Origin of the sequence: Aestuariivirga sp., from assembly GCF_041738905.1 — a bacterium.
In the GTDB taxonomy this organism is placed as follows: domain Bacteria; phylum Pseudomonadota; class Alphaproteobacteria; order Rhizobiales; family Aestuariivirgaceae; genus Aestuariivirga.
Window position 1 is genome coordinate 1 of record NZ_JBGSOZ010000092.1, and the last position, 8,430, is coordinate 8,430.

Below are 8,430 nucleotides of genomic sequence, written 5' to 3' on the forward strand. Positions count from 1 at the left end.
GGCACTTCCGGCACGCGGACCATGGGCAGGGCCTTCCGGACCTGGGCGCGCTCGGCCGGATTGTCGTCGAGCAGCACCAGCGCGTCGAGGCCGATGTTGAGGGCCTTGGCGATGGCCTCGAGATTGGTCGCCTTGTCGATCCAGTTGGCCTGGAATACCGAAATGTCCGGTTCGCGGAGCAGCATGTCGGGATGGCTGCGGAAGGGCTCGAGCGCGATGGCCGTCTCGTTCTTCGAGCAGACCGCGAGGAAGATGCCGCGGGCGCGGAGGTTCTGGGCCACGCGCTGCACGGCGAGATGGGCCTCGCCCCTGGCATTGCCCTGGCCGATGACAATACCCTCCATGCCATCGTCGCCGATGACGCCGCCCCACAGCGTGTTGTCGAGGTCGAGCACGAGGCACTTGGCCGACTTGCCGCGGATGGCGCCCAGCAGGCGGCCCAGCCACTCGGCATAGACCGGAGCCACCTTGGCGTCGAAGGCGAGCTTGTAGGCGCCCCATTGCACGGGATTGAACCAGTCGTCGGCGCCGACCTGGGCCGAGAGCCCCGCGACGTCGAGGACATAGGCGCCATGCGAACGCGCGAACGCTCCGGGTCGCCGGCCGGCCGCGCGGGTGCGCTTCTGGATGCCGGACTAACCGCTTGCGAGTTCCCAAAGCAGCGAGCCAAATAGATGATAACGATTGCATGCGACCGATGATGTCCGCGTGTGGAGTGTTGCCGTGCCGATGTAGGCGGTAGTCTCAATCTAGGATTGATTTCGTATGGCCGGGCTTCTCATTCAGAGATTTTGGGTGCTAAAGGTCCGGTAACGAAAACCTCAACTGGAAAGAACAGAGTTTCCCTCGGAAAACAATGAGCGAGACGACACAAATCGTGGCCGATGCTGCCCGCAGCCGCAACATGCAGCTGCGTGGCAATTTCCGGCGCAGCGCGCAAGGTAGCGAGATTGTGGTGGTGCTGGGCATGCATCGCAGCGGCACCTCGCTTCTGGCCAATATCCTCCATCTTCTGGGCGTCGACATGCTCGACAAGCCGACCCATGCCAGTACCAAGAACGAGACTGGCTTCTGGGAACGGCAGGACATCCTCGCGCTGCAGGATGAAATTCTCGTAACGCTCGGCGTGCCGGTGGGCTCGCCCGCCCATGCCGTTCCCTTTGCGTCGGGCTGGTGGCGTTCGGTCGAGATCTGCCCGCTGAAGGAGAGACTGCGAGACCTTGTGGGCGAACACCTCAAGAAGGTCCGCCGGCCGTGGGGCTTCAAGGATCCGCGCACCTGCCGCCTGCTGCCGCTGTGGGGTGAAATCCTCGAGGAGCTCGATGTCAGCCCGCGCTTTGTGTGGGCGGTGCGGCACCCGGCGGAATCATCGCGCTCGATGACGGAAAAGAATCCGCTGCGGAGGCCCATTCCCGTGGCGCAATCCGAAGTGATGTGGCTTGCCTACAACTATGACATCCTGCGCTACGCGGGACGGCACTGGCCTCTGGTGGTGCCCTACGAGGCCTGGTTCGGCGATGCGCTGGCTCTCGCCAAGGATCTCGCGCAGGAGCTCGATCTCGTCTGGCAAGGCTCGGACCACGAGCTCGAGACGGCCTTGTCCGAGTTGATCAATCCGGATCAGCGCCATCACTGGTGCGCCGGAGGCGGCGGCAAGCTGCGCTGCACTCTGGCCCTGTCGGAGGAGGTCTACCGCAGCATCCTGTCGCTCCGGAATGTGAGCGAAGCCAATGTCAGCGAGACGCTGGCGATGTCGCTGCAGTCGCTTCTGGGCGCGGTGCAGCCTTTCGCCCTCGAAGCCCGCGAGAGCCGCACGCTGAAGGCGGATGCCCAGAACCTCGCGGCCGAGATCAAGCTGGTTCAGGCCCGTCTGGACGAGGCCACCGCGCAGATCGCCAGCCACCAGGAGCGGGCCGAGCGGCAGCGCGAGAACGAGGCGATCCTCGTCGCACGTATCGACGCCCTGACCCGCAAGATGAACGACGCCCGCGCCGCGCGTGACGCAGTTCAGGCCGAGTCGATCGCGGTGCGGGCGGATCTGGAACAGCAGATTGCCGGAGCCAGGGCGGATGCCGCGCGCCTCCAGGTTGAACGTGATGCCCTGCAAGGCGAACTCGCCAAGGCCGGTATTGGCGCAGACGAGTACATGCGGCAGCTTGCGGACGCTGAGGCCAGGCTCGGCGAAATTGCAGCGCGACTCGCGCAGGCGCAAGCAGAGCGCGGCCGGATGGAAGAGCGGCTGGCGCAAGCAGGAGAGGAACGCGACGCGCTTCAAAAGGAGATCCAGGCGGCCATTGCCGGACGGGAAACGGCCGTGAGGGATTTTGGTGACGTCAGCGGGAAGCTCGAAGGGTTCCGCAAGCAGCTTGCCGCTGCATTGTCCGGCCGTGAAGCGCTTGAACAGAAGCTTGCGGCTGCGGAGGGCGAGCGCGACAAGAAACAGTCGGATCTGGCCACAGCACGTGCAGAGTGCGATGCGCTGGAGCGGAAGCTTTCGATGACCTCCGAATCGCGCGCGGCACTGGAACGCGGCCTGGCCGAGATGTTGTCTTCGCGCGACGCGTCCGAGCGCGAGTTGGCATCGTTGAATACCATACTCGATGGTTTCCGCAGCAAGCTCGCGCAAGCCATCGCGACGCGCGAAGACGTGCAGCAGGAACTCGCCGCGCTGAGGACTGAACGCGATCGTCTGGCCGCCGAACTTGCCGAATCCGTGGAGGCTCGCACCACCCAACGCGACGAGGTCCTGGCACTCTCGTCCTCGCGGGAGTCGGTCGAGCGAGACCTCGCAGCCGCGAACCAGAAGCTCGACGGGTTCAGGAAGCAGATCACGGCCGGCAACGAGGCGCGTGAAAAGCTGGAAGCGAAACTCGCAGAACTCACAGCGGACCGCGACCGTCAGGCCGGGGAACTGGCCGCCACCGCACAAGAGGCTGCAGCCTTACAGGTCGAGTGTGACCGGCAGGCGGATGAGTTGGCGGTTCAGAAACTGGACCGCGAGAACCTGCAAGAGTCCCTTGAGGGCATGACGGTGGAGCGGGATACTCTGAGCAGGACTCTGGCGGACTTGCGCGAAGAGCTTCAGAAGACGCGTGACGGTGCGGCGCAGGAGTCGCAACATTTCGCCAGCCAGCTGGCCGAGGCCCGATCTGCTAGCGCGGCGCTCGAGGACCGTTACGCGGCCTTGTCCGCAACTCACGAGGCGCTGGCGGCCGAACTCGCAGATACCAGGCACTCCGCTCAACAGAGCCTTGAAACCGCCGCTCGCGAACAGGAGAGGCTGGCGCAGGCTCTCGACGCCGTGAGCAACGATCGCGACGGGCTTGCCGCGCAAGCCGCAGAGACCGACGCGGATGTCCGGTCGCAGCGAATGCTGATTTCGCGCCTGCAGGCCGATGCCGACCGGCTGAGGGCCGAGTTCCTCACCGCGAAGAATGCGCTTCGCAGCGAGCGCGAGCGGATTGCGGAATTGACCGTGGTCTTGCCGAAGGGCTGAACCTGATCCGAACCTGTGCAGTCCGTCCATGGGTCATCGGATTGTGTTTTGCTTTTTGCGTGTGCTAAGAAACGGGCGGGTCAACGGCTTGTCTTTCCGCTTCGCACACTCCGGAGCCGGTCCGGGTGGCCACAGATGAGGAGCGGATGAGTATCAAGACAGTTCTGGTCACGGGCGGCGCGGGCTTCATCGGGTCGCATCTGGTGCCACAGCTCCTCGCGGCAGGCCATGAGGTCCGCGTGCTCGACACGCTATCACCGCAGATTCATGGTGCGGTTCCCGCCAATCTCGACTGGCTTGCCGGCAATGTCCGGATCGATTTCCAGCGCGGCAGCGTCGCCAGCGCCGAAGACATGGCGCGCGCACTCGACGGCGTGCAGGCCGTGGTCCATCTCGCGTCCGAGACCGGCACCGGCCAGTCGATGTACGAGATCGACCGCTATACCCGCGAGAATGTGCTGGGCACCGCGGTGTTGATGCAGCAGCTGGTCAATTCCAAGGGCCATGGCGTGGAGCGGGTTCTCCTGTCGTCAAGCCGCTCGGTCTATGGCGAAGGTTCCTATGTCCGCGCCAGTCAGAAGGATGGCCCCCGGCTCACGCCGCCGTCGCGCTCCGCCGCCATGCTGAAGGCACGGCAATGGGAGCCCGTGTGCCCCGAGACGGGCGAGCAGCTGGTGGCCGTGCCGACGCGCGAGGACGACCGCACGGCGCCGTCATCGGTCTATGCCGCCACCAAGCTGATGCAGGAGGATCTCGTCCGCATCACCTGCGACAGCCTCGGGCTTGGTCATGCGATCCTCAGGCTGCAGAATGTCTATGGCGAAGGCCAGTCGCTGAACAATCCCTATACGGGCATATTGTCTGTCTTCTCCACCCGCATCCGCCGCGGGCTCGTGCTGCCGATCTTCGAGGACGGGGCGGAGAGCCGCGACTTCGTCCATGTCTCCGACGTGGCGCGGGCCTTCGTGACGGCGCTGTCGACACCCGAACCCGTCAACAGCGTGATCAATGTCGGCAGCGGAACGGCCTCGCCGGTGATCGAGGTGGCGCGCGGCCTGTCGCGGGCCTTTGGCGCCGAACCGCAGGTCGAGGTGACGGGACAATACCGGCTGGGCGATATCCGCCACAATTTCGCGGATGTCGAGAGGCTTTCATCGCTGCTCGGAATTGCGCCGCAGGTGAGCCTTGACGATGGTCTCGGCCGCTTTGCCCGATGGGTTGCGACGCAACCGCTGCCCGAGGACAAGCTGGCCCAGGCGAATGACGAACTGAAGCGCCGGAACATGATGGGATGACGAAGCTCCCCAATACGGAGACAGGAACTGACAGATGACCGACAAGATCATAATGCTGGCCTCTTATCCGAAGACCGGGAGCACCTGGCTCCGGCGGCTAATCATCGAGGCGCTGATGAAGAAGGGCAAGCTTGCCGAGGTCATTCCTTCGTTCCTGAAGACCTTGCCGCAGAACTCGCCGAACTTTCATCTGCTCGGGACGACGGCACGGATAATCAAGACCCATCTCCACACACTCGACAAGCGTGTAATCAACATGAACGTGGATCTTGCCGGCATCATTACCATGCGGCGTCATCCGCTTGACGTCATGCTGTCGTCGCTGAACTATGCCTTCTTGAAAGAGAATGCCGCAACCTTCATCGATGGAAGACCCAAGCCGGTTGACCAAATCATCGCTGATTGCGAGATCGACCACTATGTCGACGAGTTTATCGCCAACGACGGCATGACTTGGCTCAACTTACAGAGTGGCGGGTACTCAACGTATCTCAATGGCTGGCGCCGCATTGGCGAAGCCGTGCCATACTACGAAATCTGCTATGAGGACATGGTCGCCGATACTCGGCGGGAGGCGGCGGGACTTCTTGCATTTCTCGGTATACCGTACGATTCCGCAAAGGTAGAAGACCTCATTCAGGTGGTCGACAAGCGGACGCAGCCCGACGGGCGCTTCTACTGGAGCCGGCGATCGTACAATTTCGAGACCCGGCTCTCTGAAGAGACGATCCAGCGGTTCTACAAGGGGTACATGCCCGTTTTGATTGACCACGGCTACGGCGTTCTTGGCCGCCGCGATGCGACTTCCGAGACAGCGACGGCTAACCAATGACCAAGCTACTGATCGTTGGTGACAGCCATATCTATGCGCTGAGGGAGGCGTTGGAGACAAAGCCCGAGTTGCCCGACGGGGTCTCGATCGAGTTGTTGCGCAATGCGTCGGAAAAGAACGGCACCATCATCGGCGACATCACTGTTGATGACGCCGTGAAACGCGCGGCGGCGCTGACCGCGGGTGATCTGCTGGTGACCCACTACCGGGGCAATCAGTACAATACGCTTGGCCTGATCCAGCATCCGCGACCTTTCGATTTCGTCATGCAGAGCGTCGATGGCGGCAAACTTCAGCCCGGAGCGGAAGTCATTCCCTTGCAGATGATGCGCAAGTATTTTGCCGACACATTGCGGGGTGGCTACGGCAAGATCATGTTGCGCCTCAAGGCGGCGTGCCCCGTCCGCATGGTCTGCATCACGCCGCCCGCGCCCAAGGAGGACAACGCCCACATCGTCGAGGGCGCCGAGACCTATTTCAAACAGCATGGCATTTCCGACATCGGCGTGACGCCGGCTCCGGTGCGGCTCAAGCTGTGGACCCTGCAACAACAGGCGCTTGCCGAATTCTGCAAGGAAAATGGCATGATCTTTCTCGGCAATCCGACGTCTGCCCGAGACCAGGAAGGCTATCTGCGGCGGCGCTACTATGCCGAAGACGCTACCCATGCCAACGCGGCATACGGTGTCATGGTGCTCAGGCAGCTGGTAGACATTTTGCTGCAGGACGCGATTTCCGCAGTCTGAGGCAAGAGGACAAAGGATTTTAACATGGCTGACAATCCCTACGTTTCCCTGCCGTCCAAGGCCTTCTGGCGGAGATCGGTCGCAAGCATGTCGGCGGGCGACGTGGACCCTGTCGGGACATTCGATCTGAGCCTCTCTCCTTCAACCAAGGTGGCGACGGCGGGGAGCTGTTTCGCCCAGCACATCGCGCGCCACTTGAAGGCATCCGGCTTCAACTACTATGTGGCGGAGGAAGGACACCCCCTGATGCCGGAGCATGTCCGGGTGGCAAACAACTACAGCACCTTCTCGGCCCGCTTCGGCAACATCTATACCGCCCGCCAACTGCTGCAGCTGTTCGAACGAGCATATGGTCGGTTTGCGCCCAAGGAGGGTCCCTGGGTCGATCCGGATGGAACAGTGCGCGATCCGTTCCGGCCGACGGTGCAGCCCGGCAATTTCGTGTCGGCGGCCGAAATGCTGGTGGACCGGGAACAACACTTCGCGGCGGTGCGCCGCATGTTCGAGACGCTGGATGTGTTCGTGTTCACGCTCGGGCTGACCGAATGCTGGCGGGCCCGGGCTGACGGGGCCGTGTTTCCGATCTGCCCCGGCGTGGACGGCGGCGCTTTCGACCCACGGTACTGTCGCTTCTACAATCAGACCTATGTCGATGTCGTCAACGACATGAGGGCCTTCATCGACGGGCTCAAGGCCGTAAATCCGGCCGCCCGTGTCATTCTCACGGTGTCGCCGGTGCCGCTGATGGCGACGGCGGCACCCGATGCCCATGTGCTGTCGGCGACCACCTATTCGAAGTCGGTGCTGCGGGTGGCGGCGGAGACGCTGCGTCTGCAGTACGACTTCGTCCACTATTTCCCGTCTTACGAAATCATCACGGGCGCCTTCAACCGGGGGCGCTACTATGCAGATGACCTGCGCAACGTTACAGAAGAGGGCGTATCGCACGTCATGCGGCTGTTTCTCAAGTACGCGGCTGGAGAACATGAGCTCACGGCTGCCGCGAACCAGCCGCGGAAGAAGTCAGAAGACGAGAAGCGGGTCGAGGAATTCGCCGCGCAGGCCGCCGCGTTCGTGGCAGTGGAATGCGACGAGGAGAAGCTTGACAGCGCACGCCACTGATGTGCCGTCGCGCCGCCAAGTGTCGTTTTGGCCTGTTCGTCCACGAGAGTTGTGGCCAGCGCGGCGCCGCTCGTCTGCGCCGGTCCGCCCGCCCCGCGCGATGACCAGCATTTCAGCTCTCCAGCCACAGCCAAGACGGCCGCGCTGCCAGGTTTGCTGCGGCTCAAGCTGTGGATGCTCAAGCAGCAGGCGGTCGCGGGCCTCTGCCGGCGCAGTGGCATCACATTCCTCGCCAACCCGATCGATGCGCGGCTGGCCTCCGGCTTCCTCAAGCCGCGCTATCACTCGAACAAGGGCAATGGCGCCAACGGAGCCTATGGCGTTCTCGTGCTCGAGCAATTGTCGCGGGTCTTGTCTCCGCCGCCGGAACTTCCCGCAGCACTGGCCTGACATCACCGCGCCACGGCAGTCGCCGGCTGGCCTCGGATCAGGCGAGCAGCATCTTCAGTTCCCGCCCTGCGATTGCGGCCAGGGTTCCGCTCAGGACATGCGGCCATGGCGCTGCGTTGGCCTCGTCCCTGGCCCGGCGGGCCTCCGCGAAGATCGAAAGCACCTGGGCCTGCAGGTTCTCGACGCTATAGACCGTCTCGACCTTCTCCTGCGCGCGGCACACCATCTCGTAGCGGGCATCGGGGTCGTCGGTCAGCATCTCGAGGGCGTCCAGCCATTCGTCATCCGCCAGCAGCATGCCGCTGCCATCGTCGCAGCAGCCGTCATAGACAAGTCCCCGGGTTGCCAGAACGGCGGCGCCGACGCAGGTATATTCCACCCACTTGGTGTTGGCCTTCACCTCGTTGAATTCGGATTTTTAGGAAATGACACGATTCGCGGTGGAGAGGGCGAGGATGCACTCTACGGTGGCGAAGGGAATGACTTTCTGCGTGGCGGCAACAACAACAACAGACTGCAAGGTAATCAAGGTGACGACACTCTGTCCGC

The 8,430-nt window shown here is 63.1% G+C and carries 9 protein-coding genes; 7 read left to right on the forward strand and 2 right to left on the reverse strand.

Annotation, left to right across the window (positions count from 1 at the left end; translation table 11 throughout):
- Positions 1–506 (reverse strand): HAD-IIIC family phosphatase (locus ACEW8Q_RS08210; RefSeq protein ID WP_373503569.1); only part of this gene is annotated, 506 nt, incomplete at its 3' end.
- A 350-nt stretch (positions 507–856) separates the two neighbouring features.
- Between ACEW8Q_RS08210 and ACEW8Q_RS08215 the strand changes: the two genes are divergently transcribed.
- The 6 genes from ACEW8Q_RS08215 to ACEW8Q_RS08240 all read left to right on the forward strand — a co-directional run bounded on the left by ACEW8Q_RS08215 (position 857) and on the right by ACEW8Q_RS08240 (position 7,881).
- On the forward strand, positions 857–3,496 hold the full coding sequence (locus ACEW8Q_RS08215) for a hypothetical protein (protein WP_373503570.1): 2,640 nt from the start codon (positions 857–859) through the stop codon (positions 3,494–3,496).
- A gap of 146 nt (positions 3,497–3,642) precedes the next feature.
- Positions 3,643–4,791 (forward strand): NAD-dependent epimerase/dehydratase family protein, encoded by a 1,149-nt coding sequence (locus ACEW8Q_RS08220; RefSeq protein ID WP_373503571.1) that lies wholly within the window; start codon positions 3,643–3,645, stop codon positions 4,789–4,791.
- A gap of 34 nt (positions 4,792–4,825) precedes the next feature.
- A complete protein-coding gene (locus ACEW8Q_RS08225) occupies positions 4,826–5,623 on the forward strand; it encodes a sulfotransferase domain-containing protein (RefSeq protein WP_373503572.1) in 798 nt (265 codons plus the stop codon).
- A complete protein-coding gene (locus ACEW8Q_RS08230; protein WP_373503573.1) occupies positions 5,620–6,369 on the forward strand; it encodes a hypothetical protein in 750 nt (249 codons plus the stop codon). Before ACEW8Q_RS08225 ends, ACEW8Q_RS08230 begins: the two co-directional genes overlap by 4 nt.
- A 24-nt stretch (positions 6,370–6,393) precedes the next feature.
- Positions 6,394–7,491 carry a GSCFA domain-containing protein gene (locus ACEW8Q_RS08235; RefSeq protein ID WP_373503574.1) on the forward strand — a complete coding sequence of 366 codons (1,098 nt, stop codon included), beginning with the start codon at positions 6,394–6,396 and terminating at the stop codon, positions 7,489–7,491.
- A 51-nt stretch (positions 7,492–7,542) separates the two neighbouring features.
- Complete coding sequence (locus tag ACEW8Q_RS08240; RefSeq protein WP_373503575.1) at positions 7,543–7,881, forward strand: hypothetical protein; 339 nt, start codon at positions 7,543–7,545, stop codon at positions 7,879–7,881.
- A gap of 37 nt (positions 7,882–7,918) precedes the next feature.
- Here ACEW8Q_RS08240 and ACEW8Q_RS08245 read toward each other — a convergent pair whose 3' ends face one another.
- A complete protein-coding gene (locus tag ACEW8Q_RS08245) occupies positions 7,919–8,281 on the reverse strand; it encodes a glycosyltransferase (RefSeq protein WP_373503576.1) in 363 nt (120 codons plus the stop codon).
- Between ACEW8Q_RS08245 and ACEW8Q_RS08250 the strand changes: the two genes are divergently transcribed.
- The coding region (locus ACEW8Q_RS08250) for a calcium-binding protein (RefSeq protein ID WP_373503577.1) at positions 8,252–8,430 on the forward strand (179 nt) is incomplete at its 3' end. The two genes, ACEW8Q_RS08245 and ACEW8Q_RS08250, sit on opposite strands and share 30 nt — an antisense overlap.